Annotated in this window: 21 protein-coding genes and 1 tRNA gene; 5 read left to right on the top strand and 17 right to left on the bottom strand. The window is 67.4% G+C overall.

All coding sequences use genetic code 11. The features are described 5' to 3' along the window. Positions 1-13 precede the first annotated feature (13 nt). Positions 14-1,777: a peptide MFS transporter gene (locus AC1RKE_RS12520; protein WP_054764683.1), complete on the bottom strand. Its 1,764-nt coding sequence runs from the start codon at positions 1,775-1,777 to the stop codon at positions 14-16. Positions 1,778-2,048: 271 nt separating this feature from the next. Here AC1RKE_RS12520 and AC1RKE_RS12515 point away from each other — a divergent pair, with 271 nt between their 5' ends. Continuing rightward, a complete protein-coding gene (locus AC1RKE_RS12515) occupies positions 2,049-3,185 on the top strand; it encodes a GNAT family N-acetyltransferase (RefSeq protein WP_054764682.1) in 1,137 nt (378 codons plus the stop codon). Between the two features lie 457 nt (positions 3,186-3,642). Here AC1RKE_RS12515 and mscL read toward each other — a convergent pair whose 3' ends face one another. From mscL to aroA, 7 genes are all read right to left on the bottom strand, one after another. Next, a complete protein-coding gene (gene mscL, locus AC1RKE_RS12510) occupies positions 3,643-4,059 on the bottom strand; it encodes a large-conductance mechanosensitive channel protein MscL (RefSeq protein ID WP_152949462.1) in 417 nt (138 codons plus the stop codon). A gap of 23 nt (positions 4,060-4,082) precedes the next feature. After that, a complete protein-coding gene (locus AC1RKE_RS12505) occupies positions 4,083-4,373 on the bottom strand; it encodes an integration host factor subunit beta (protein WP_054766822.1) in 291 nt (96 codons plus the stop codon). Between the two features lie 359 nt (positions 4,374-4,732). After that, a complete protein-coding gene (rpsA, locus tag AC1RKE_RS12500) occupies positions 4,733-6,436 on the bottom strand; it encodes a 30S ribosomal protein S1 (protein WP_348685072.1) in 1,704 nt (567 codons plus the stop codon). 160 nt (positions 6,437-6,596) lie between these two features. After that, the gene (cmk, locus tag AC1RKE_RS12495; RefSeq protein ID WP_395942300.1) at positions 6,597-7,241 is read right to left on the bottom strand and encodes a (d)CMP kinase; all 645 of its coding nucleotides are present in this window, start codon (positions 7,239-7,241) and stop codon (positions 6,597-6,599) included. Beyond that, positions 7,241-7,549, bottom strand: coding sequence for an addiction module antidote protein (locus AC1RKE_RS12490; protein ID WP_348684418.1), 309 nt, complete (start codon positions 7,547-7,549; stop codon positions 7,241-7,243). The genes cmk and AC1RKE_RS12490 overlap by 1 nt, the downstream gene beginning before the upstream one ends. Next, entirely contained in the window at positions 7,539-7,865 is a 327-nt protein-coding gene (locus AC1RKE_RS12485) for a type II toxin-antitoxin system RelE/ParE family toxin (RefSeq protein ID WP_182714920.1), read from the bottom strand. The genes AC1RKE_RS12490 and AC1RKE_RS12485 overlap by 11 nt, the downstream gene beginning before the upstream one ends. A 4-nt stretch (positions 7,866-7,869) precedes the next feature. After that, positions 7,870-9,189 carry a 3-phosphoshikimate 1-carboxyvinyltransferase gene (aroA, locus tag AC1RKE_RS12480; RefSeq protein WP_348684417.1) on the bottom strand — a complete coding sequence of 440 codons (1,320 nt, stop codon included), beginning with the start codon at positions 9,187-9,189 and terminating at the stop codon, positions 7,870-7,872. Positions 9,190-9,313: 124 nt separating this feature from the next. On the opposite strand from aroA, the gene AC1RKE_RS12475 reads away from it, so the two are divergent. The 3 genes from AC1RKE_RS12475 to AC1RKE_RS12465 all read left to right on the top strand — a co-directional run bounded on the left by AC1RKE_RS12475 (position 9,314) and on the right by AC1RKE_RS12465 (position 11,977). Further along, positions 9,314-9,775: a TIGR02300 family protein gene (locus AC1RKE_RS12475; protein ID WP_054766821.1), complete on the top strand. Its 462-nt coding sequence runs from the start codon at positions 9,314-9,316 to the stop codon at positions 9,773-9,775. A 221-nt stretch (positions 9,776-9,996) separates the two neighbouring features. Then, a tRNA-Ala gene (locus tag AC1RKE_RS12470) sits at positions 9,997-10,072 on the top strand. 147 nt (positions 10,073-10,219) lie between these two features. Then, entirely contained in the window at positions 10,220-11,977 is a 1,758-nt protein-coding gene (locus AC1RKE_RS12465) for a hypothetical protein (protein WP_152949455.1), read from the top strand. Between the two features lie 89 nt (positions 11,978-12,066). Here AC1RKE_RS12465 and AC1RKE_RS12460 read toward each other — a convergent pair whose 3' ends face one another. The 9 genes from AC1RKE_RS12460 to AC1RKE_RS12420 form a co-directional block, all read right to left on the bottom strand. Then, positions 12,067-13,143, bottom strand: a complete 1,077-nt coding sequence (locus AC1RKE_RS12460; RefSeq protein ID WP_054764674.1) for a protein-glutamate methylesterase/protein-glutamine glutaminase — start codon at positions 13,141-13,143, stop codon at positions 12,067-12,069. Positions 13,144-13,147: 4 nt separating this feature from the next. Continuing rightward, positions 13,148-14,002, bottom strand: a complete 855-nt coding sequence (locus AC1RKE_RS12455; protein ID WP_152949454.1) for a CheR family methyltransferase — start codon at positions 14,000-14,002, stop codon at positions 13,148-13,150. A gap of 40 nt (positions 14,003-14,042) precedes the next feature. Beyond that, positions 14,043-14,555 carry a chemotaxis protein CheW gene (locus tag AC1RKE_RS12450; RefSeq protein WP_336969196.1) on the bottom strand — a complete coding sequence of 171 codons (513 nt, stop codon included), beginning with the start codon at positions 14,553-14,555 and terminating at the stop codon, positions 14,043-14,045. After that, a complete protein-coding gene (locus tag AC1RKE_RS12445; protein WP_492897167.1) occupies positions 14,555-16,390 on the bottom strand; it encodes a methyl-accepting chemotaxis protein in 1,836 nt (611 codons plus the stop codon). The genes AC1RKE_RS12450 and AC1RKE_RS12445 overlap by 1 nt, the downstream gene beginning before the upstream one ends. Before the next feature lie 99 nt (positions 16,391-16,489). Beyond that, a complete protein-coding gene (locus tag AC1RKE_RS12440) occupies positions 16,490-18,547 on the bottom strand; it encodes a HAMP domain-containing methyl-accepting chemotaxis protein (RefSeq protein ID WP_395941891.1) in 2,058 nt (685 codons plus the stop codon). 23 nt (positions 18,548-18,570) lie between these two features. Continuing rightward, positions 18,571-19,083 (bottom strand): chemotaxis protein CheW, encoded by a 513-nt coding sequence (locus tag AC1RKE_RS12435; RefSeq protein ID WP_182715202.1) that lies wholly within the window; start codon positions 19,081-19,083, stop codon positions 18,571-18,573. Beyond that, positions 19,080-21,125 carry a chemotaxis protein CheA gene (locus tag AC1RKE_RS12430; RefSeq protein ID WP_395941892.1) on the bottom strand — a complete coding sequence of 682 codons (2,046 nt, stop codon included), beginning with the start codon at positions 21,123-21,125 and terminating at the stop codon, positions 19,080-19,082. Before AC1RKE_RS12430 ends, AC1RKE_RS12435 begins: the two co-directional genes overlap by 4 nt. Next, a complete protein-coding gene (locus AC1RKE_RS12425) occupies positions 21,122-21,490 on the bottom strand; it encodes a response regulator (protein WP_054764668.1) in 369 nt (122 codons plus the stop codon). The genes AC1RKE_RS12430 and AC1RKE_RS12425 overlap by 4 nt, the downstream gene beginning before the upstream one ends. Then, positions 21,487-21,792 carry an STAS domain-containing protein gene (locus AC1RKE_RS12420; RefSeq protein ID WP_082382600.1) on the bottom strand — a complete coding sequence of 102 codons (306 nt, stop codon included), beginning with the start codon at positions 21,790-21,792 and terminating at the stop codon, positions 21,487-21,489. The genes AC1RKE_RS12425 and AC1RKE_RS12420 overlap by 4 nt, the downstream gene beginning before the upstream one ends. Before the next feature lie 191 nt (positions 21,793-21,983). On the opposite strand from AC1RKE_RS12420, the gene AC1RKE_RS12415 reads away from it, so the two are divergent. Next, a complete protein-coding gene (locus AC1RKE_RS12415; RefSeq protein WP_224761170.1) occupies positions 21,984-23,858 on the top strand; it encodes a PAS domain-containing hybrid sensor histidine kinase/response regulator in 1,875 nt (624 codons plus the stop codon). The last annotated feature ends 57 nt before the right edge of the window (positions 23,859-23,915 follow it).

Genomic DNA, 23,915 nt, shown 5'->3' with positions numbered 1-23,915 from the left:
GAACAGGCAGACTTTAGTGGATCCCGGCCATGCCCTTCTTGAGCAGGGGCGACATCAGCAGCAGGAAGACGCCGACGCCGACGCCCGTCCAGCCGATGGTGCCGAAGATCGACCCATAGGTCTGAAGCGCCAGCTCGGGGCTGGTGACGACGCCGGCGACGGTGTCGGTCGCCGTCGCCTTGGCGATGATGCCGGCGACGATATGGGCGACAGAGCTGGACAGGAACCAGACGCCCATCATCATCCCGACCACCCGCGCCACCGACAATTTGGTGATCATCGACAGGCCGACCGGCGACAGGCACAGCTCGCCGATCGTGTGGAAGAAGTAGGTCAGGAACAGGAAGATCAGCGGCACCCGGAAGGCGTCGTTGGCCTGGGTCGCGGCAGCCCAGGTCAGCACCAGGAAGCCCAGACCGACGAAGACCAGGCCGAAGGAGAATTTGACCGGGGTCGAAGGCTCCAGCTTGCGCTTGGCCAGCCAGACCCAGAGGGCGGCGATGATCGGCCCGCCCAGCACGATGATGCCGGGGTTGAAGGTCTGGGTCATGGCGGCGTTGAACCATGACGGCATCTGGGTGGACTGGTCTGCGAACAGGGTCAGGGACGACCCTGCCTGTTCGAACAGGGCCCAGAACAGGACCGAGAAGAAGATCAGCACCTGGGCGACCAGCATGCGCGACCGCTCGGCGCCCTTGAGCCGGAAGACCGTGAAGCCCACCACGGCGGCGAAGATGACGCCCGCGATCCACGGCAGGGCCGTCTCGATGATCTCGTGGCGCTGCATCAGCAGCCAGGTCGGGATGACGGCGACGATGCCGGCGATCCAGAAGAAAGGCACCAGCGGCACGCCCAGGATGGAACGGCCCTGAACGGGGACCGGCGGCGCGCCGCGGCCTTCGAGCCAGGACTGGCCCAGGACGAAGGTCAGCAGGCCGAACAGCATGCCGATGCCGGCCAGGCCGAAGCCGTAGGCCCAGCCGTATTTGATGCCCAGATAGGAGCAGGCGATGGTCGCCAGGAAGGAACCGAGGTTGATCCCCACGTAGAAGATGGTGAAGCCGCCGTCGCGCCGGGGGTCGTTCTCTTCATAGAGAGCGCCGACGACGGTTGAGATGTTGGCTTTCAGGAAGCCGACGCCCACGATGATCAGGGACAGGGCCAGGAAAAGAACCGGCTCGCCGAGCGCCAGATCCCGCGTGGTCTCCAGCGTATAGGCGCCGGTCGCGGTGAAGGCGGGGAAGCCGGCCTTGGCGGCGGCCTCGGGCGCGGCTGCGGTCGCCGGATCCAGCGCTCCGGTCGGCTGGGCGTTGATCGCCGCTCCCGTGGCGACGGCCGCCACATCGGAGGCGTTGGCGGCGGAGGGCTCGGCGCCCACGGCGGAGACGCCTTCGGGCGATATGGCGACCTGGACCCGTTCATCGCCGTTGACGGCGAAGATGCGGCGGTTCTGGTCGCGGCCCTCGACCTGCAGCTCATAGGTGGTGTCACCGATGGTCAGGCGCTCGCGACCGCCCGTGCCTTCGAAGGCCATGGTGAAGTGCCCCAGGACCAGCAGAACGGCGCCGATGATGACGGCCTTGCGCGATCCGAGATAGCGGTCGGCGATCAGGCCGCCGAGGACCGGCATCAGATAAACGAGGGCGGCGTAGGCGGCGTAGATGCCTTGAGCCTCGGCCGGGCCGAACAGGAAGTGCTGGGTCAGATAGAGGACCAGCAGGGCCCGCATGCCATAGTAGGAAAAACGCTCCCACATTTCCGTGAAGAACAGGATCACCAGCCCCCGCGGGTGCCCCAGGAAAGTCTTACGAGGCGCGAGCGCCCCCCCATCCGTCACTGTCAACGGCTCACTCCCAACTGCCGCGCCTCAACGGGGCGCGCGAAAGGCGCATACCCAGCACAGGGAGCAAACCCGAACAAGAGTTAAGGTTATGCGCCCCCTCGCCGCACCCGGTGATGCGCCGAACTGGCGCCCGATATGCAGAGGTCCCCGCATCCCGCCGCCGGGGCGCCAATATGGCCCGGTCGAGGACGGGAGGGAGTGTTGAATGGCTGTGCGGCCGATCCGCCGATCCGACTATGCGGCGCTGAACGCCCTGCACCGCCAGGTCGGCTGGCCCGAGCGGTCCGAGGCGGGGTGGCGGTGGCTGGAGGCCAATCCGGCGCGACGGGACCTGGACGCCCCGACCGGCTGGGTCGTCGTCGATGAGGCCGATGCGCCCCAGGCCATGCTGGGCAATCTGGTCCAGAGGTTTCGGCGCGGCCCCGAGGTTCTTTACGCCGCCACCGGTTTTTCCATCATCGTTCCGCCCGAACGACGGGGCGCCAGCCGGCCCCTGATCAAGGCCATATTGGCCCAGTCGGGCCTGTTCGCCTGCTACACCCTGAACGCCAACGCCCGGTCGGCGCCGCTCTATCCCCTGTTCGGCTTCAAGCCGGCGCCGGCCCAGACCCACGCCCTGAAGCTGGCCTGGAGGGTCGATCCCCTGACCTGTGCGAAGGGCCGGCTGCTGCGCGGACTGCTGGGCGGAGTGTCGGCGGAGACGGCCCGGCGGTTGGGCGACCGGCTGATGAACCGCCGCCTGTTCAAACCCCGCCGCCTGAAGCTGCCGGACGGGGTCCGGGTGCTGACCGACCTGGGCGAGGGTTCGCCCTATGCCGACTTCTGGCGGGCCCTGGTCGCCGAGGGCCGGCTGATCGCCGACCGCAGCCCCGAGATCATGGCCTGGCGCATGAGCGACCCCGACATGACCCTGGCGCCTGTGGTTCTGGGCCTTTTTCACCGGGACCGGCTGCAAGGCGTCGCCCTGGCCCACATGAACAAGACCCGTCTGATCGATCCGCCCTGTCTGGACATCCTGGATCTGGCGGCGCTGGACGGGGCGGACGACGCGATCGAAATCCTGGCCCGGACCCTGATCGACAATGCGCGGGGCCTGGGCGCGGCCAAGGTCAGGCTGCAGGTGACGACGCCCCTGATGCTGGAGCGTCTGGGGCCGCTGGCCGCAAAGGCCCGGCGCGAGGGCGGATGGGGCCACGGCCACGCCGTCTTCCGCGATCCCGTCTCCGCCGAGGAATGGAGCCCCACCCCGTTCGACGGGGACTACGCCGTCTGCCTGCGCCCCGTGCCGGCGCCCCGCCGGTCGTCGATCAGGCGCGAAATCGAGCGAGACGCCGCCGTCTGAGCCGACCGGTCTTGCTCCGGGGCGGGCCGGCGATCGGACACGAAAAAAGGTGTCCGATGTGTCCGATCTGTCCGACGCCCTTTGATTTTGCTGAAGAATAGTCCGCCGTGGACCGGACAGTCCGTCGGCGAACGGTCGCGCCGTCCTTTGCGATGTCGAATACCGAAACGCCAGTCTAGGCGCTGCGGAAGGACCGACGGCCGATTGGGCGGCTCGATCCGCAAGGCGTTGAAAAATCGATCTCTTTACGCCCTGACCTATAGGGACGTCGGCGCGAAGGCGAGGCGCGGACCGGGTCGCGGCGTCGTTCAGCGATCAGGCTCTAGAGCATGATCGTTTCGGACGGAACCGCTTCGCGGTTCCGACAGAAGCGTGAATCATGCTCTCGCTTTAATCTGGAGCCTGATTCACGGCTTCAGCGGAATCGCGAAGCGATTCCACTTCAACCGATCAGGCTCTAGGGTCGGGCCTTCAGCGTGTCGCGGATCTCGGTCAGCAGGGCCTCGGTCGGGGTCGGGGCCGAGGGCGCCGGATCCGGCTTGGCCGCTTCCTGGCGGCGCAGGCTGTTGATCCCCTTGACCAGCAGGAAGACGACGAAGGCCACGATCAGGAACTGGATCACGGTGTTGGCGAAGGCGCCGTACTGGATCGCCACCTTCTCGACCTCTTCGGTCGCCGGATTTTCGGGCCGCAGCACCCATTCCAGTTCGGAAAAATCCACCCCGCCGGTCAGAAGGCCGATCGGGGGCATCACCACCTGATCCACCAGGCTTTTGACGATGCCGTTGAAGGCGGCGCCGATGATGACGCCGACCGCCAGATCGACGACGTTACCCTTGATCGCGAATTCGCGGAACTCGGACAGAAGGCTCATGCGGGGTCTTTCGGTCGTTAGGCTTAGGCGTCCCCAGAAGCGTTCAGACGTTCGCGCAGTTCCTTGCCGCTCTTGAAGAAGGGCACGGCCTTGGCGGGAACGTCCACGGTCTCGCCGGTGCGGGGATTGCGACCGACGCGGGCCGGTCGCGAACGGACGGAAAAGGCCCCGAAGCCGCGCAGTTCGACCCGGCCGCCGTCGGCCAGGGCGCCGGTCATTTCGCCCAGGATGACATTGACCAGCCGCTCCACCTCCGCATGGGTCAGGTGGGTGTTTTCCGCCGCAAGCTTCTCGATCAGCTCGGATTTGATCATCAGGGCCCCTGCCAGCTCATGATCGGCAGGCCGCGCCCGCCGATGATCCACTGTACGGCACCCTAACCGCCGCCCGCCCCTCTAAAAAGCCCCTATCGGGCCGCGAGCCCTCGGATTTGCATGAATTATGTCCGGTTCCGGTCATTGGCCGCCGCCACACAGGAAAAAGGCGGCGGGATCGCTCCCGCCGCCTTGGTCTTTTTTGGTCGCTATCGCGAAGCGCGCGGCGCTCCGCTGCTTGAGCGAGGTCCGCTATCGCGAAGCGCGCGGCGCTCCGCTGCTTGAGCGAGGTTCGCTATCGCGAAGCGCGCGGCGCTTCGCTGCTTGAGCGAAGCGCCTGACGCCTTGCGGCGAGCGCCTTACTCCTTGGAGCCGGCGTTCTTCAGCGCGGCGCCCAGGATGTCGCCCAGGGAAGCGCCCGAGTCGGACGAGCCGAACTGTTCGATGGCTTCCTGTTCGTCCTTCATTTCCAGCGCCTTGATCGAGACCGAGATGCGGCGCGAGGCCTTGTCCACGGCGGTGATCATGGCGTCGGCGCGGTCGCCGACGGCGAAGCGTTCCGGACGTTGCTCATTGCGGTCGCGCGACAGGTCCGACTTGCGGATGAAGGCGGTGACCGGGGCGTCGTCTTCACCGAACTTGACCTCGATGCCGCCCGACTCGATCGCCGTCACGGTGACGGTGATCTGCTGGCCGCGACGGTAGGTGTCGCCCTCGCCGATCGGATCGCCGCCCAGCTGCTTGATGCCCAGCGAGACGCGTTCCTTCTCGACGTCGACGTCCAGGACCTTGGCCTTGACCATCTCGCCCTTGCGGTAACGCTGGATGGCTTCTTCACCCGAGACCGACCAGTCGAGGTCGGACAGGTGGACCATGCCGTCGATGTCGTTGTCCAGGCCGATGAACAGGCCGAATTCGGTGGCGTTCTTGACCTCGCCCTCGACGGTCGAGCCGATCGGGTGAGCGGCGACGAAGGCGTCCCAAGGATTGTCCTGGGCCTGCTTCAGGCCCAGCGAGATGCGGCGCTTGGAGGCGTCGACGTCCAGGACGACCACGTCCACTTCCTGAGAGGTGGAGACGATCTTGCCCGGATGGACGTTCTTCTTGGTCCAGGACATTTCCGAGACGTGGACCAGGCCCTCGACCCCGGCTTCCAGCTCCACGAAGGCGCCGTAGTCGGTGATGTTGGTGATGCGGCCCGTGTATTTGGCGCCGACCGGGTACTTGGCTTCCACGCCGTCCCACGGGTCCGACTGCAGCTGCTTCATGCCCAGCGAGATACGTTGGGTGTCCGGATTGATCTTGACGATCTGGACCTTGACGGTGTCGCCGACGGCGAGAACCTGCGACGGGTGCGAGACGCGCTTCCACGACATGTCGGTGACGTGCAGCAGGCCGTCGATGCCGCCCAGGTCCACGAAGGCGCCGTAGTCGGTGATGTTCTTGACGACGCCGTCGCGGACTTCGCCCTCTTGCAGCTGGCCGACCAGCTCGGTGCGCTGTTCGGCGCGGGCTTCTTCCAGGATGGCGCGACGCGAGACGACGATGTTGCCGCGCGGACGGTCCATCTTCAGGATCTGGAACGGCTGTTCCTTGCCCATCAGCGGGCCGACGTCGCGGACCGGACGGATGTCGACCTGCGAGCCCGGCAGGAAGGCCGAGGCGCCGCCCAGGTCGACGGTGAAGCCGCCCTTGACGCGGCCGACGATGGCGCCGTTGACCGGATGACCTTCGGCGAACACGGCTTCCAGACGGGTCCAGGCTTCTTCGCGGCGGGCCTTGTCACGGCTGATGACCGCCTCGCCCAGGGCGTTTTCGACGCGCTCCAGATAGACTTCGACATTGTCGCCGACCTTGGGCAGGGCGCCGTCTTCGCCCTGGCCGAATTCGCGCATGGCGATGCGGCCTTCGGTCTTCAGACCGACGTCGATGATGACGATGTCTTTTTCGATGCCGACGACGCGGCCGTGAACGACCTGGCCTTCGCCGAAGTCGCGGCCCGACAGTTGTTCGTCGAGCAGGGCGGCGAAATCGTCGCGGGTGGGGGTGAGGGTGTCAGTCATGGAGCTGAAAAGCGTTCCGTAGGGGCTGTGGCGCGCGACCGAACGGCCCCGCGCGAGGTGGACGTCAAAAAGGATAGGCAGGTCGTCAGGATGCGAGGCCGGATCGGTCAGAACGCCCGCGGAAGCCGAGGGTGGCGCGTTGGATTTGCGAGGGAGAGGTCTAAAGACCCCGTTTCGCGCGCGCCGCCTCGACGATACGGCGGGCCGCATCGAAGGCGGCCTCTATATCCATATCGGTCGTGTCCAGCAAGACCGCGTCTTCGGCCTGGACCATGGGGGCCGCGCCCCGGCCGGCGTCGCGCGCGTCCCGGCGCTGGATATCGGCCAGCATCTCTTCGAAGGCGATGTCGAAGCCGCGCGCCGTCAGCTGTTTCCAGCGGCGCGTCGCGCGCACCTGCGGCGTCGCGGTGACGAACAGTTTGGCGGGGGCGTGGGGCGCAATGACCGTGCCGATGTCGCGCCCGTCCAGAACCGCCCCGCCCGCCTGGGCCGCAAAGGCCTGCTGCAGGTCCAACAGGGCGGCGCGGACGCCGGGATGGCCCGCCACGCGGCTGGCCGCCTCGCCCGCCTCGCCGGTCGTCAGGCGGGGATCGTCGGACAGGGCGGCGACGTCCAGGGACCGCGCGGCCTCGGTCGCGGCCGCCTCGTCATCGAGAGACCGGCCGGCTTCCAGCAGTCTGACGCCGACGGCCCGGTACAGCAGGCCGGTGTCCAGATGCGGCAGGCCATAGGTCCGCGCCAGTCGCGCGGCGATGGTGCCCTTGCCCGAGGCGGCCGGGCCGTCGACGGCGATGATCAGGGACATCAGGCGGCGGAGTCCACGCGAACAGGGGCGAGGCGAAGACCCAGGGCCTGCATCACCTTGAAGATGGTCGAAAGCTCAGGCCGCCCGTCTTCGCTGAGCGCGCGATAGAGGGCGGTGCGCGACAGTTCGGCGTCGCGCGCCATCTGGGTCATGCCCTTGGCGCGGGCGACCACGCCGAGCGCATTTGTGATCAGGCGCGGATCGCCCAGTTCGGCGGCGGATTCAAACGACGCCACCAGAAACTCTTCAACCGCCTCCGGCGTGTCGAGAAAGTCGGCGGCGTCGAAGGGGACAGTCTCAATCGGCATTTCTCAACTCTCTCGCCAGAAGCAAGGCCGCCTCTATGTCCCGCCTTTGGGACGACTTGTCGCCTCCGCCAAGCACGACGACCCAGGTGCGGTTCCGTTGGAACGCGTACACGCGGTAGCCGGGACCGACGTCGATCCGCAGTTCGCTGACGCCCTCCCCGATGGGTTTGACGTCGCCCCAGTGCCCGAACTGAAGCCTTGTCAGCCGATCGGCGATCTTCGCCAACGCCCGTGCGTCCCGCAGCCTAGCGCGCCAAGCGACGAACTGCGGCGTCAGTTCAATCTCAACATCCCCACTGTCGTCTATAGGCGACATTTCGTCAAGCGATCCGCCCGCCCAGCCCGTTCATCATCTCGACAAAGCCAGGGAAGCTGGTGGCGATCATGCCGGGCTCATCGACCGAGACGGGCTGATCCGAAGCCAAGCCCAGGATCAGATGGCTCATGGCGATGCGGTGGTCGTGGGCGGTGTGGACAAGGCCGCCGCCGCGCACCGACCCGCCCTCCCCGGCGCCCGTGACGATGAAGCCCTCCGGCTCCTCCTCCACCTGGACGCCGCAGGCGCGCAGGCCCTCGACCATCAGCGAGATCCGGTCGCTTTCCTTGACCCGCATTTCGCCCACCCCGCGCATCACGGTGACGCCTTCCGCAAACGCGGCCGTGGCGGCCAGGATCGGATATTCGTCGATCATGGAGGCGGCGCGGTCTTCGGGCACGACCACGCCCTTGAGCGTCGAATGCCGGGCGGTGACGTCGCCGACCGCTTCCCCGCCGGCCTCGCGCCGGTTCGATATCGTCAGGTCGGCGCCCATGTCGCGCCAGGCAGCGAACAGGCCGGTGCGAAGCGGGTTCAGCATGACCCCCTCGACCGTCACCGCCGAACCCGGAACGATCAGGCCGGCGGCCAGGGGGAAGGCGGCGGACGACGGATCGCCCGGCACGGCGACGAAGGTTCCGGTCAGGGGTTGTCCCCCCTTCAAAGAGACGACCCAGCCCTGGCCCATCTCTTCGACACCTACCTCGGCGCCGAAGGCGCGCAGCATCCGCTCGGTGTGGTCGCGGCTCTTTTCCGGCTCGGTCACCGAGGTGACGCCCTGGGCGTTCAGCCCGGCCAGCAGTATGGCCGACTTGATCTGGGCCGAGGCCACGGTCTGCACATAGTCGATCGCCGTCAGAGCCCCGCCGGTGAGGGCGACCGGCAGCCGATCCTCGGCGGCCCGCCAGTCGAACCGGGCGCCCATGTCGGCGAGAGGACCGGTGACGCGCTTCATCGGCCGCCTTCTCAGGGAGGCGTCGCCGTCGAAGGTCGCCGTCAGCGGATAGCCCGCCGCCGCCCCCATCAGCAGGCGAACCCCGGTGCCGGCGTTGCCGCAGTCGATCACCGAGGCGGGCGTCTTGAAGCCCCCCGCCCCTTCGATCCGCCAGCGCCCCTCGCCGATCCGTTCGACCTTGGCGCCGAAGGCCTGGACCGCCCGAGCGGTGGCCAGGACGTCGTCGCCCTCCAGAAGGCCCTCGACCTCGGTCACGCCCGACGCCATGCCGCCCAGGATCATCGAACGGTGGGACATGGACTTGTCGCCCGGCGCCCGCACCGTTCCGGCGAGAGCGTTCGAACGGCTGGCGGTCAGTTGGGACGGCATTTTCACCCGCTTCAGGCTGGCTTGTCGAAAGGGCCGCGCGGGCGGCGCGAAAGACAGCTTTTGACAGCGGCTCCGAGGGGTGGCAAGGGACCGCCCCGAATTCAACCCGTTGAAGGTTCCAAACGTGGCCAATCCCGAACTGGGCGCCAAACAGGTTTGCCCGAACTGCCAGGCTAAGTTCTACGACCTGAACCGCCGCCCCGCCCACTGCCCCAAATGCGGCACGGACTTCGATCCCGAAGAAGCCCTGAAGCTGCGCAGCCGCCGCGCCCGTCCCGGCTATCCGACCGACGACGAGGACGCCGAAGATCAGGTCAAGGACAAGGCGGCCGACGGCGAAGAGGACGAGGACGAAGAGATCCGCGCCCCGGAAATCGACGAGGAAGGCCACGAGCCGATCCTGACGCCTGACGACGACGACGATTCCCCCGCCGACGCCGCGGACGAGCCGGGCATGGGTTCGACCGACGGCGACGATGACGACCTGGGCGACGATGACGACGACTCGGTGCCCTTCATCGAGGACGAAGACGACGACGACCTGGACGACGAAATCGCCAAGCCGTCGCGCGACGACGACGACTGATCTTTTTTGTTGCGCCCGCCGTATTTCCCTTTAGGGAGACGCGGCGGGCGGACAGGCTTTCGGACCCTTGCGGTTTGAAATCCCTGCCCTTTTTCACACCTGGAACCGATGTGAAAATAAATGTCGAAACGGGCTTGATCCTAAAAAAGCTCTGACATAGGTTCCGCCGCCTCGCCGGGGGCCATCGCAAGATGAACCGGGCGAACCAGACCGCAAGGTCCGGGGCTTTAGCTCAGTTGGTAGAGCGCTTGCATGGCATGCAAGAGGTCAGCGGTTCGACTCCGCTAAGCTCCACCAGTTTCCAAGGGGCCGGCTGCGACGCAGCCGGCCCCTTTTAATTTTCCGGACCCTGATCGACTCCGCCCGCCGCCGCAAAGGCGTTTACCCTCAGTTGGTAAGTTGCGGCCTATGTTTCACCGAACGACGCTCAGAACGAGACGGTTAGTGAACATCCAGCATCATGATTTCGCCGTCACGGCCGGTCTCCCCGTCCAGCCGACAGCCATCATCGACCAGCTCGAAACAGCGCGTGCGCTGATCGAAAGCCGTTTCTCCGACGCCGGGGGCCGGCTGGCGGGGTCGTTGGAAATGGTGGGACGACTGATCGAATCCCTGGATCGGCTTGAGGTCACCCTGGACGCCAAATCCGTGTCGGACACGACCCAGGACCTGTTGTCCACGGCCGAGGGACTGAACGCCCTGCCGGAGGCCCAGCAGGACCGGATCGCCTATTTCGCCAACATCAAGGTCGCCGGCGCCCAGCTTCAGGCCAATATCGAGTCGATGCGCACAACGCTGCGCTACCTCCGGGCCTTTGCGCTGAACGTCAAGATAACGGCCGGGTCCACCATCCGCGCGTCGGACGAGTTCGCCGGCTTCGCCGAGCGCATGTGCAGCCAGCTGGACCTGGGCGTCGGCCAGCTGGACGAACTGGCCGATCAGCTGACGGATCTGTCGACCCGCCTGCAACAGGCCCTGGAGTTCGAACAGACCCTGAGCGGCAAATACGCCGCCCTGATCCCCGCCGTGCCGGACCGGCTGGCGGTCGACGCCCGCGCCATTCAGGAACAGCATACCCAGATCGCCGACGTCGCCCGTTCGATCGCGGCCATCGCCCGCGACATCCAGACCAAGGTCAGCAAGGCCCTGATGGCGCTTCAGATCGGCGACATCACCCGTCAGCGCATCGAACACGTCCAGCTGGGCCTGCGCGTCGCCAGCCGCCTGGCGGCCCAGTCGGACTTGGCCGAGGAGGCGCGCGACCGGGCCGAACGTCGGCTGCTGCACATGCTGGCGGCCCAGATGTCCGATATCGCGGCCGATTTCGAGGCGGAAGCGGTCAAGGTGACCCAGAGCCTGAACGGCATGGCGGCGGACACGGCCCAGATCCTGGCGGTCAACGCCCTGGGCGGCCGGGGCGGCAAGGGCGGATTGCGCGAACTGGAAGAGAGCCTGGGACACGCGGGCCTTCTCGTCGGCGACGTGACTGCGGCCATGGCCAACGCCCACAGGATCAGCAACGAAACCGTCTCGGCGGTCGAGGCCCTGTCGCGCCGGGTCGGCGCCATCCAGGGCGTCAAGCGCGACATCCAGCAGATGGCCATCAACAGCAGCCTGCGCTCCAACCGCCTGGGCGACATCGGCAAGCCTTTGAGCGTGATCGCCATCGAGCTGAGCAGCCACGCCGGCCAGCTGGAGGAAGAGGCCGATCTGACGCTCAGCTCCCTGAACGCCCTGGCGGGCGTCGCCAATGACAGGCCGGCGGGCGGCGATCAGGACGGGCGGGTGGACGCCGGTCGTCTGAACGGGGTGCGCAGCCGTCTGCGCCAGGCCGCCGACGTGGTCGAGCACGACCTGAGCGGCCTCAGCGACCAGGGCGCCGCCACGGCGCGGTCCCTGACCGTCGCCGCCGAACAGCTGGGGCTGAAGGCCGACATGGGCGACGCCCTTCACGCCGCCGCCGCCGCTCTGGTCGAGGCCGCAGGGCCCGAGGTGGACGACCTGTCCCAGATCGAGGCCGCCCTGGACGAGGCGATGAACGAGATCGGGCGCTGCTATACGATGGCGCGCGAACGGCTGATCCATGCCGAATACGCCGTTCCCAAGGACGCTGCGCCGGAAGGCGAAGAGGCTCAGGCCGAGACGGCGGCCGTCGAAGCGGCGCCGGCCGAGGCGGACGAGTTCGCCGACCTGCTGTTCTGAAGATCACGCAGCCCTGAAATGAGAACGCCGCGCCGACGTCTCCGTCGGCGCGGCGTCAACTGTCGAACAGGCCGAAGACCAGGCCTGGTTCAGCGCGACCGATCGACCGCCATGATTTCGCGCGCGATATGTTCCAGCGCCATGATCTTTTGGGCGGCGCCCCGGGCGATGGCCTCCTTGGGCATGCCGAAGACGATCGAGCTGGCCTCGTCCTGGGCCACGGTCACGGCGCCGGCCTCCTTCATCTCCAGCAGGCCGCGCGCCCCGTCGTCGCCCATGCCGGTCATGATGACCCCCATGGCGTTGCGGCCGGCGGCGCGGGCTGCCGAGCGGAACAGGACGTCCACCGAGGGCCGGTGACGCGACACGGGCGGACCGTCCTTGATCGCCACCTGATAGCGGGCGCCCTGGCGTTCCAGCAGCATGTGTTTGTCGCCCGGCGCGATCAGGACGTGGCCGCGCAGGACGGGATCGCCGTGCTGGGCCTCCTTGACCTCGACCTCGCACAGGCTGTTCAGCCGTTTGGAGAAGGCGGCGGTGAAACCGGCCGGCATGTGCTGGACGATGACGATCCCCGGCGCATTGGCCGGCAGGGCCTGCAGGACTTCGCGGAGGGCTTCGGTGCCGCCGGTCGAGGCGCCCAGACAGGCGACCATTTCGGTGGTGCGGGCCATGGCCGCGCCGCTGGGCGGCGGCAGCATGGCGTCGGCCGTCAGCTTGGTGCCGGGATCCAGCGTCCGGGCGGTCGGGCGGCGGGCGCCGACGCGGGCGCGGGCGGCGGCCTTGACCACGTCGCGGATGCGGTCGCCGCTCTCGGCCAGATGGTCCGCCGCCCCGATCCGCGGCTTCAGGATGATGTCGACGGCGCCGGCTTCGAGCGCCTGCATCAGGGTCTCGGAGCCCGCCTCGGTCAGGGAGGAGCACATGACCACCGGGATCGGGCGCTGAGACATCAGTTTCCGAAGGAAGGTGATGCCGTCCATGCGCGGCATTTCCACATCCAGGGTGATGACGTCGGGCACGTCCTCGGCGATGCGGCGGGCGGCGACGAAGGGATCGGACGCCACCCCCATGACTTCGATCTGCGGATCCGCCGACAGCACGTCCACCAGGGTCTGGCGCACGCTGGCGGAATCGTCGATCACCAGAACACGAACCTTGGGCATGAGGTCAGGTCTTCCGGAAGATGGTGTTGGCGACGGTGACCAGCGGCAGTTCGATGCCGGTGATGCTTTCCGAATGGCCGATGAACAGATAGCCGCCGGGCCGCAGACGGGCGCACAGACGGTTCAGAACCTTGGCCTGGGTCTGTTTGTCGAAATAGATCATGACGTTGCGGCACATGATCATGTCGAAAGGATCGCCGACCGAATAGGCCTCGTCCATCAGGTTCAGCCGCGCCAGCGACAGCTTGGACCGCAGGGACGGATGAATGCGGCTTTCGCGGCGGCTGGCGTCGCGCGCCCTCATCACCCAGCGCTTCATGTCCGCCGGCACGGGCGTCAGCATTTCGTCGGGATAGACGCCGCGCAGGGCCGTCTCCAACACCTCGGTCGACAGATCGGTGCCCAGGATCTGATAGTCCGGCCCGCCCTCTTCGTCGGCGAACTTCTGCAGGACCATGGCCATCGTATAGGGCTCGGCGCCCGTGGAACAGGCCGCGCTCCAGGCGCGGATGCGACGCTGCCCGGCGGCCTTGAACTCGGGCAGGACGTGGCTGGCCATATAGTCGAAATGGCGCGGCTCGCGGAAGAAGTCGGTCTTGTTGGTCGTGACCGCGTCGATCAGGAAGACGGACTCGGTCTCCAGCCCGCCGTCCTTGAACAGATAGTCGCAATAGCGGTCGAAGGTCTCATGGCCGGTGACGCGCAGCCGGCGACGCAGCCGTCCCTCCAGCATGGTGCGCTTGGACGAGGGCATCTTGATGCCGCTGTAGTCATAGATGTAGCGCGCCAACCGTTCGAAGTTGCGGGCGCTGATCTGATCAAGCGTGGGGGCGGACCGTTCTAGCGCCGCTTGGGACAAGGCGTTTCTCTCTTCTTTTTATGGGCCGTTCGCGCCGCCCTCAGGCGGCGCGTTCGACAGGGGCGAAGGCGGCGAGATCGGCCGCATCGCCGGTGGTGGACAGGAGGCGAGGCAGGTCGATCAGGACGACGAAGCCGTCGTCGCGCCGCACCACGCCGGAGATGTAGTCCGAGCGCCATTTGATGCCGATGTCGGGCGAGGGCTCGATCTGGTCGGCGGCAAAGCTGGTCACCTCGAACACCCGGTCGGCGACCAGACCCAGGCTCAGGGTCCGGTCCTCCAGCGGGATGTCCAGGACCAGGATCCGGGTGTTCAGGGTCGGTTCGACCGGCGCCATCCCCAGGCGGATCCGCAGATCCGCCGTGGGAACGCCCTGGCCGCGCACATCGGTCAGACCCATCAGATAGGCGGGGCTGTTGGGGATGCGCGACGGGGCCTGATAGGTCAGGATCTCCCGCACCAGCCCGACCGGGGCGGCGAAGACCTCCTCGCCCAGGCCGAAGCTGACGTATTGACCTTCAGCCGCACCCGCTTTTTCCACGGGGCCGGACATCAGGCGCTCTCCCGGAAGTCCATGTCCTCGGCGTCGGCGCCGCCGCTGGTCAGGTCCAGGGCGAAGCCCTGGGCCCGGGCCTGCTGGGCGTGGACCGGAGACTTGGCGAAAGACTGGGCCGGGGCAGCCGCCTTGGCGACCGGACGGGCGGCGGGCTTGGGCGGCGACTTGAAGGTCGAGGCGCGGGCGGGAGCCCGGGCCGGAGCCCGTCCGCTGCGGCCGCCGGCTGAGTCGGTGCGGAAGAAGGCGATGGAGGCCTGAAGCTCTTCGGCCTGGGCCGCCAGCTCTTCCGAGGTCGCCGACATCTCTTCCGAGGCGCCGGCGTTCTGTTGCGTCACCTTGTCGAGCTGCTGAATGGCCTCGTTGATCTGGTTGGCGCCGACGTCCTGCTCACGGCAGGCGGCGGAGATTTCCGAGACCAGTTCGGCGGTCTTGCGGATGTCCGGCACCAGGCGCTGCAGCATGTCGCCGGCCTCTTGAGCGGCCTTGACCGTGTCGCCCGAGACCGCGCTGATTTCGGCCGCAGCCGTCTGGCTGCGTTCGGCCAGTTTGCGCACTTCCGAAGCCACGACCGCGAAGCCCTTGCCGTGCTCCCCGGCGCGGGCGGCCTCGACCGCGGCGTTCAGGGCCAGCAGATCGGTCTGACGCGCGATCTCCTGCACGATGCCGATCTTGTCGGCGATGGTGCGCATGGCGTCCACCGCGCGGGTCACGGCCTCGCCGCTCAGTTCGGCGTCCTTGGCCGACTGACGCGAGATCTTCTCGGTCTGGGCCGCGTTGTCGGCGTTCTGTTTGATGTTGGCGGCCATCTCCTCCATCGAGGCCGAGGCCTGTTCGGCGGCGGCGGCCTGTTCGGTGGCGCCCTGGCTCATCTGCTCGGACGTGGCCGACAGTTCCTGGCTGCCGGAAGAGACGTTGTCGGCGGCCGACAGGGCGTCGGCGACGACGCCGCGCAGGCGCTCGACCATCGACTGCAGCGACAGGCCCAGGGTGTCCTTGTCCGACAGGGGCTTGGGCTGGACCGTCAGATCGCCCTGAGCGATCTCGTCGGCCATGGCGGCGGTGGCGCGCAGATTGGCCGTCATGCGATCGACCGTATCGACCAGATCCTTGATCTCGTCATTGGTCGTGACCTTGATGTCCTGATCCAGGTCGCCGATGGCGACCGCCTCGATGGCCGTGGAGACCTTGCGCAGGCCCAGGGTGACGGTGCGCGAAATCCACAGGGCGGCGACCACGCCGATCACCAGTCCGGCGACCACCAGGGCGATGAACATCGTCCGGGCTTCGGCGAAGACCTTGTCGCCTTCGACGCTGGCGGCCTTGCCGCCGTCGACGTTCAGGTTCACGAGCTTCAGCAGGTCGGCCGACAGGTCGTCATACAACGGCTTGCTGGAAAGCATGGCCTGGGCGGCGGCCTCGTTCTGATTGACGCGCGAGAAGGTCAGCATCCGCTCGCCGTCCCGCAGATAGTTTTCGAACTTGCCGGCGAACTGATTGTAGAGCGCCCGCTCGTCGTCCGAGGAGATGAGGGTCTCATACTTCGCCCGTTCGCTCTTGATCGTGTCGAGCGTGGCGGCGATGTCCTTTTCGACCTCGGCCATGCGCGCCGGATCGGTCGAGGTGATGTGGGCGTACTGCTGGGCCCGCAGGTCCGAAGTCGCCGTATTGATGCTGTGGATGGCGTCGATGCTCGGCATCCAGTTTTCGGTGATGACGGTCGATTGATCGTTGACGCTGCTCATCTTCATGACGCCGACGACGCCGAGAATCATGGCGATCGCCAGGACGGCGGCGAAGGCGCCCGCCAGCTTTGTTTTAATCGTTAAGCGCATTTCAGAGCCCCTTTTCTGAAGTCAGGTCGGCGAATGGCGGACGCGGGTTACTGAGGACGGTACTGGGTCGGCGATGTTGGAGGACGGAGATTCCGGACATCAGGCGCTCTCCCGAAAGTCCATGTCCTCGGCGTCGGCGCCGCCGCTGGTCAGGTCCAAGGCGAAGCCCTGGGCCCGGGCCTGCTGAGCGTGGACCGGGGATTTCGCGGGGGACGCCGACTTGCCGACCGGACGGGCGGCGGACTTGGCGGGCGCCTTGAAGGTCGAGGTGCGGGCGGGGGCGCGGGCCGGAGCCCGTCCGCCGCGACCGCCGGCCGAGTCGGTGCGGAAGAAGGCGATCGAGGTCTGAAGCTCTTCGGCCTGGGCCGCCAGTTCTTCCGAGGTGGCCGACATCTCTTCCGAGGCGCCCGCGTTCTGTTGCGTCACCTTGTCCAGCTGCTGGATGGCCTCGTTGATCTGGCTGGCGCCGACGTCCTGTTCACGGCAGGCGGCGCTGATTTCCGAGACCAGTTCGGCCGTCTTGCGGATGTCCGGCACCAGACGTTGCAGCATCTCGCCCGCTTCCTGGGCGGCCTTGACCGTGTCGCCCGAGACCGCGCTGATTTCGGCGGCGGCCGTCTGGCTGCGTTCGGCCAGTTTGCGGACTTCCGAAGCGACCACCGCGAAGCCCTTGCCGTGTTCCCCGGCGCGGGCGGCCTCGACCGCCGCGTTCAGGGCCAGCAGATCGGTTTGACGCGCGATCTCCTGCACGATGCCGATCTTGTCGGCGATGGTGCGCATGGCGTCCACGGCGCGGTTGACCGCCTCGCCGCTGGCCTCAGCGTCCCTCGACGACTGACGCGAGATCTTCTCGGTCTGGGCCGCGTTGTCGGCGTTCTGTTTGATGTTGGCGGCCATCTCCTCCATCGAGGCCGAGGCCTGTTCGGCGGCGGCGGCCTGTTCGGTGGCGCCCTGGCTCATCTGTTCGGAGGTGGCCGACAGCTCCTGGCTGCCCGAGGAGACGTTGTCGGCGGCCGACAGGGCGTCGGCGACCACGCCGCGCAGACGCTCCACCATCGACTGCAGCGACAGGCCCAGGGTGTCCTTGTCCGACAAGGGCTTGGGCTGGACCGTCAGATCGCCCTGGGCGATCTCGTCGGCGATGGCCGCCGTCGTGCGCAGGTTCAGCGTCATCCGTTGCAGGGCCTGGCCCAGGATGTCCTTGTCCGACAGGGGCTTGGGCTCGACGCTCAGGTCGCCCACGGCGATCTGATCGGCCATGGCGGCGGTGGCGCGCAGGTTCCGGGTCATGCCTTGCAGCGACAGACCCAGGGTGTCCTTGTCCGACAGGGGCTTGGGCTCGACGCTCAGGTCGCCCATGGCGATCTGGTCGGCCATGGCGGCCGTGGCCCGCAGATTGTCGGTCATGGTGTTGAACACCTCGACCAGATCCTTGATCTCATCGTTCGACTTAATTTCGATCCGCTGATCCAGATCGCCGATGGCGACGGCGTCGGCGACCGTCATCAGACGGCTGAGGCCGGCGCTGACGCCCAGGGCGATCCACAGGGCGAAGGCGACGGCCATGGCCAGGGCCGCGATCGTCAGACCGATGACCAGGTTGCGGGTTTCGGCGTATTGCGCCTTGGCGTCCTCGTCCGCCTTGACCATGGCGGCCTCATTGCGCGTGACGATCTTGTCGAAAATTTCGCTCATCTCGACCGCGATCTCGCGGCCTTCACCATTGGACAGGGCCACGGCCTGGCTGTTCTGGCCGGCGCGGACCAGATCGGCCATGCGGCCTTCCATAGCGCCCATTTGCGCCAAAAGAGTTTTCAGCCTCTGCCAATCGGGCTTGTTGGCCTCAGCCGCCTTTTCCTCGCCGACGGCGAGAAGCTCGGCCATCGACTTGCGCGCCGCATCGCCCGCCTCGACATGCCGGCGCATCTCTTCCGTGGTTGTGGAAAGGATCAGGTTCTTTTCGGCCCGGATCGATTCCAGCAGACGGATATTGGCCGACTGCGACGTCTCCAGCCGTTTGGCCGGACCCGAGATCACCTCATGCATCGTCTCATCGAGCCGCCCCAGGCTGTGCATCCCCAGAACGGCCACGCCGATAAGCAGGGCGATCATCAGTCCGAAGCCGGCGGCCAGTTTGGCCTTGATGGTGAAGCGCATGGCGGGAGTCCTTTCTGGACCGGTCAATGACGGGTGGCGGACGCGGTCGACTGGCGAGCGTCGTGCTGTTGGTTGAAGAGGGTCTGGAGGGCGGGAACGACGATGAATTCGCCGTCGCGCTTGACCAGGCATTGGATGAACTCGGGCCGCCAGCGCATGCCGACGCTGGGCGGGGCCTCGGCGTCGGCGCGGGCCAGGGTGGTGACCTCATGGACCTTGTCGGTGCGCAGGCCGACCAGGGTCGGCTCTCCGTCCAGATCGATCTCGATGACCACGATGCGGCTGTCGATGGTGGGCTCGCCCCGCTCCATGGCGAAGGCGACGCGCAGATCCGACAAGGGAATGACCTTGCCGCGGAAGTTGATCACGGCGCCGGCGAAGGCGCCGGCCCCCGGCACCACCGTCTCGGGCGCCAGGTCCATGATCTCCTGCACCGCGACGGCCTCCAGGGCGAACAGTTCGCCGTTCAGCTCGAAGGTCAGGACCTCCATCTGCTCCGCGCCGGTCCAGCCGGTGGTTTCAGCCGTCTCGCTCATACCGCCTCACGCATCTGCGCCTCCTGCTGCTGGCCCTTGGCGACCAGGTGGCCCACGTCCAGGATCAGGGCGACGCCGCCGTCGCCCAGGATGGTGGCCCCCGAGAAGGTCGGCAGGCCCGAATGAAGCTTGGACATCGACTTGATCACCGTCTGGTGGTCGCCGATGATCTGATCGACGACCAGGCCGATCCGCTCGGCGCCGGTCGAGACGACCACCACCTTCTGATGCAGTTCGGGCGGGGTGCCGGTGTCGAACATCTCGCGCAGGCGCAGGAAGGGCACCAGGCTGTTGCGCAGGGAGATGAAGCTGCGGCCGCGCGAACGCAGATCCTCGTCCAGCGACAGCTCCAGACACTCCTCGACCGCGTCCAGCGGAATGACGTAGCGGCCGTGGCCGACGCGAACCAGAAGGCCGTCGATGATGGCCAGGGTCAGGGGGATGCGCAGCGACACCTCCGACCCCTCTCCGGGCCGGCTGGCGATGTCGATGGAGCCGCGCAGGCCCTCGATGGTGCGTTTGACCACATCCATGCCGACGCCGCGGCCCGACAGGTTGGTGACCGCCGCCGCCGTCGAGAAGCCGGGATGGAAGATCATCTGCAGCAGGTCATGGTCGCTGATCGCCGCGCCGGGCTCGATCAGCCCCTGGCTCTCGGCCTTGGCGCGGACGCGGTCGCGGTCGATGCCCCGGCCGTCGTCGCGGATGGTGATGACCACTTCGCCGCCCGACTGATGGGCCGACAGACGGATGCGGCCCGTCGCGGGCTTGCCGGCGGCGGCCCGGTCCTCGGCCGTCTCAAGACCGTGGTCGGCGGCGTTGCGGATCAGGTGGACCAGGGGGTCGGCCAGACGTTCGATGACGGTCTTGTCGATCTCGGTCGTCTCGCCGTCGGTCGACAGTTCGATGGCCTTGCCCGTCTCGCGCGCCAGGTCGTGGACCAGGCGGCGGAAACGGCCGAACAGGGTCGAGACGGGCACCATCCGCAGCACCATCATGGTGTCGCGCAGTTCGCCGGACAGGCGCTCGATTTCTTCCGACACCGCGCGCAGGGCCACGTCGGTTCCGCCGTTGGAGATCTGGCTGAGGCGCGACTGGGCGATGACCAGTTCGCCGACCCGGTCCATCAGCTCGTCCAGGCGGTCGGCCGGGACGCGCACGCTCTCGGCGGCCTTGGCGGCCTTGGCGCCGCCTGCTTCAGCCGGTTCGGCGGCGGGCGCAGCAGGGGCGACGGCGGCGGGCTTGGCCGCCGAAACCGGAGCCTGAGCCGGCTCGGCGGCGGCCTGGACCTGGGCGTCTTGGGGGGCGGCTTGGGGGGCGGCTTGGGGGGCGGCTTGGGGAGCCTCTTGCGGGGCGGCGGCTTCGGCGTCCACCGCTTCGATGCTCAGGGTCATCTCGTCCATGACGAAGATGAAGACGTCCTCGATCGCCGAGCGGCCGTGCTCGGTCGTCAGGGTGACGGTCCAGCCCAGATGGAGGTCGGTCGGCTCCATCCGGCTGAGCGGCGGCACCCGCGAGGTATCGACCACCACATGGGCCTCGCCCAGGTCGCGCAGCTCGTTCAGCAGGGCCAGGGGGTTGGCGCCGTTGCGGAAGGCGTCGGCGGGCAGTTCGAACTTCACGCGCCAGGTCGTCGCGCCGGCCTTCGGTGTTTCCGGCGCGGCGGCGCCGTCAGCCTCGCGCACTGCGCGCTCCAGATCGGCCAGCAGGGCGTCGCCTGCGGCGCCGTGATCGCCCGACGGATCCTCCAGCAGCTGTCGCATGTGGTCGCGGGCGGCCAGAACCGCAGAGACCAGATCCGTGGTCGCCGCCACCTCGCCCTTGCGGACCCGGTCGAAGGCGGTTTCGCAATGGTGGGTGAAGCCGGCCAGGGCGTCGAAGCCGAACATGGCCCCCGACCCCTTCAGCGTGTGCAGGCCGCGGAACACGGCGTCGACCAGATCCCGGTCTTCGGGACGATCCAGCAGGTCCAGCAGGCCCTGTTCGATCAGTTCCAGGTTCTCGCGCGCCTCAACCTGGAAGATGGCGATGGCTTCGTTCATCGGCCCAGCACCTTCTTAGCGATCCGCACCAGCTGATCGGGATCGAACGGCTTGGTCAGCCAGCCCGTGGCGCCTGCGGCCTTGGCCCGCGCCTTCATGCCCTCGTCGGACTCGGTGGTCAGGAAGACGATCGGCACGCCCATCTGTTCGGGCATGCGGCGCATCTCTTCGATCATGGTCAGGCCGTCCATGACCGGCATGTTCAGATCGGTGATGATCAGGTCGAAGGCGCTGGCCTTGGCCTTGGCGATGCCCTCGGCGCCGTCGCCGGCCTCGGCGACCGAATAGCCGGCGCCGGTCAGGGCGATCTTCAAGGCCATGCGGATGCTGGGCGAGTCGTCAACGGTCAGGATGGAAGCCGTCATTGAACCGATCCTTCATGAAACCAGAACCGCAGGTCGTCCTCGGACGCCTCGGTCAGAAAACCCGCCGCTTCCAGCACCGGGCGAAACGCCTCGCCCGGATGCGCCAGGCTCAAGGTCTTGCCGACGGCTTGGGCCTGCCGACGCGCCGCCTCGATCAGCTGGACGCCGCACAGATCGACGGCCTGATCCTCGACCAGGTCCAGGGTGACGGCGTCGTCCTCTTCGAAGGCGTCCAGAATGGACTGGCGCAGACCCGCGACATTGCGAACCACCAGGGCCGCATCCACCAACACTCGTCTCATCCATCCCCCGCACGGCTATGGCGCTACAACTGGAAGCATCATTGACGTGGATGGTTAAATGCCGCTCAAGCTTGCCATACGCAGATGTACCTAGACTTGCGCGGGCAATATTTCACCGGCCCGATTTACTCCGACTTCATCTCCGTGCGGCATACTGAGGAGCTGAATCGTGTTGAGTGTTTAGGAGTTCAATGTTGAACAGGTTCGCTCCTCAAGCCGAGACGGCTTACGAAGGCGATGCTTTTCACGCCCAACTCGCAGAAGCTTGTCCAGCGAATGTATGGCTGCTTAACCCCTCCGGTCGAATAGTCTACGTCAACAGCGCGGCGCGGCGACTTCGAACTTCCGCTCCGAACGACCCCGCCCAGGATTGGCGCGACATATGGCCGTCCGCCTGCCGCGCCTCGGTGGATCTTGCGGTCAGGGAGGCGCGGGCCGGTCGCGCCTTCTCCTTCCGCGCCCGGCTTTCCAGGTCCGAAGGCGCTGAGGACGGCGCGGGCCTCTATCTGAACACCCTGGTCAGCGCGGTCCGCGACGATCAAGGCCGGATCGTGCGGCTGTTGGCCAAGTCGGAGGACGTGACGGCCGAGACGGAATCGAGCGCCTTTCTGAATACGGTCATCGATGTCCTGCCCCTGGCCCTGACGGTCAAGGACGCCCGGACCGGACGCTTCATCCTGGCCAACAGGGCCGCAGAGACCCTGTTCGACCGGGTGGGGGGCCTGGCGGGGCTGAAGCCCGCCGAGGTCCTGCCTTCGAGCCTGGCCGAATGGACGGCCGCCGCCATGACCAGAGGCCGAGAGACCGCCGTGCATGAGGATCACGGCCGCGGCGGCGTCCGCTATCTGGAGGCGACCAAGGTCGCCACCTATGACGACGACGGTCTGCGCCATCTGATCGGCCTGGCGGAAGACGTGACCCAGAGACAGCGAGACGCAGACGCCCTGCGATCCGCCCTGGAGCAGGCCGAACGCGCCAATCACGCCCGCAGCGCCTTCATATCGAACATCACCCACGAGATCCGCACCCCGCTGAACGGGGTGATCGCCGGCGCCGACCTTCTGGACAGTCGCGCCGACACCGTCGACATCCGCGAGATCGCCGCCATGATTCGGGCCTCGGCGACGTCGCTTCAGCACCGTTTCGAGGATCTGATGGCCGTGTCGCGCATGGGCGCTGCGCCCAGCGCGCCCAAGGCCGAGCCGTTCGAGCCGACCGCCTTCGCCGAACAGCTTGTCGCGCCCCACCGCGCGGCGGCGGAGGCCAAGGGTCTGGCCCTGCATCTCGAGATTTCGCCCGACCTCCCGGCCCGGCTGTTGGGCGACGCGGAGGCCCTGGGGCGCATCCTGACGCCCCTGTTGCAGAATGGACTGAAGTTCACCGACCGGGGCGAGATCCGCCTGAGGATCGAAGGCCGCGAGAACGGCGTGATCCGTTTCGCCTGTCTGGATACGGGCGTCGGCTTCGCGCCTGAAAAGAAGGACGCCCTGTTCACCCCCTTCCATCAGAGCGACGACGCCCTGACGCGGCGCTTCGGCGGCATGGGGCTGGGTCTGGCTCTGGCGCGCGAGCAGGCAAGGGCTATGGGCGGCGAGGTGGACGGCGAACCGCGCGAGGGCGGGGGCTCGGTCTTCTGGCTGGACATCCCCCTCGCCGCCGTCTGCGACGACCCGGGGGCTGCGGCGGCGCAAGGGCGAATGAACGTCCTGGTCGTCGACGATCACCCCACCAACCGGCGGATCGTCGAGATGATGCTGGACGGCGTCGCCGACGTGGTCATGGCGGAGGACGGGGTGGAGGCGGTGGAGGCCGTGGAGCGCGAACGGTTCGACCTGATCCTGATGGACATCCAGATGCCTCGGATGGACGGAATCACGGCGGTCGCTCGCATTCGCGACCGGGAACAGGCTGCGGGTCGGCCGCCGGCGCCCATCATCATGCTGACGGCCAACACCCAGGCGGAGCATGTGGCCGCCTGTCGGGAGGCCGGGGCGAACCGTCACCTGGGCAAGCCCTTCACCTCCGCCGGGCTGTTCGGCGAAATCCAGGCCGTCATGGGTCACTGACGGAAACGCGCGTCATCGCGGGCGGAACCTTGGCCTTTCGCCGCGCGCTTGAGGCGG

Source organism: Brevundimonas sp. GW822-FHT03E11 (assembly GCF_058801445.1).
This window is presented reverse-complemented; position numbering and strand designations above follow the sequence as displayed.